The following is a 394-nucleotide window of genomic DNA, read 5'->3' as shown; positions in this document are numbered from 1 at the left end:
GTCCGGCGAACATCTGCTGGACGGCCTCGGAGCTGACCGGCAGCAGCGGTGAGCGCATGAACTTGAAGATCGACGCCTCGTCCTTGTTGGAGCCGATGATCAGCGGGATCCGGTGCGAGTACCCCTTCTGGAACGCCGCCACCGGATAGTGCGGAACCAGGTCGCGGTCGACCACCGGTGCCATCGCGAGCGTGCCGGGCACCCGGGTCGGCACCTCGTCGACGAGGAGGTCGCCGGCCTTCACCAAACGTTCGGCCGGCATGTCCAGAAGGTCGCCGATCCTGCCGACCGGCAGGTCCAGGATCTCGAGGTATCGGCGAGCGACGTTGGCAGCGCGTTCGGCGCCGTACACCGACGTCGCCGGCGGACTCTGCGAGATCGCCCGGTGGAACAA

The 394-nt window shown here is 67.5% G+C and carries 1 protein-coding gene; it reads right to left on the bottom strand.

Translation table 11 applies throughout. The features are described 5' to 3' along the window. On the bottom strand, positions 1-394 hold a 394-nt coding region (locus AC07RN_RS21450; protein WP_478337295.1), incomplete at both ends, for a carboxylesterase family protein.

The organism is Lelliottia sp. GFLA7, assembly GCF_056490165.1.
This window is presented reverse-complemented; position numbering and strand designations above follow the sequence as displayed.